Source organism: Pseudomonas sp. PS01298, assembly GCF_029959745.1.
Lineage (GTDB): Bacteria > Pseudomonadota > Gammaproteobacteria > Pseudomonadales > Pseudomonadaceae > Aquipseudomonas > Aquipseudomonas aylmerensis.
In genome coordinates this window covers 1-323 of record NZ_JASCPP010000261.1, presented here as the reverse complement: position 1 = coordinate 323, position 323 = coordinate 1, and the positions used below count along the sequence as shown (strand labels likewise).

Sequence of the window (323 nt, the reverse complement as noted above, 5' to 3'; positions counted from 1 at the left end):
TAGCTATCGGAAGCGGATTTTCGCGTGCGTATTGGGCAGTGCATGTGTAAGGGACTTCATGAAGCAAAAGCGGACTCTCGGAACACCTCGGCTGTTGGGCATTGTGTGGCCCTTCATCGCCGTCGTTCAGTTTCAGGCATTGTTGGGCTGCGTCAGTCTCTAGGTGCTTTCAGCGGTACGCGGCTACGTGGCCGGTGAAAGCCTGTGGTCGAAGGGCCAGAAAGACGCTATCTACTACCTGACGCTCTACGCCGACAACCGTGACGAATCCACCTATCTCAAGTACCAGCAGGCGTTTGCCGTGCCCTAGGGCGGGCATGAGC

General features: G+C 57.0%; 1 pseudogene. It reads left to right on the top strand.

Annotation, left to right across the window (positions count from 1 at the left end):
* Positions 1–58: 58 nt before the first annotated feature.
* A pseudogene (locus QMX97_RS32075) lies at positions 59–307 on the top strand (PAS domain S-box protein); the annotation flags it as partial.
* Positions 308–323: the final 16 nt, after the last annotated feature.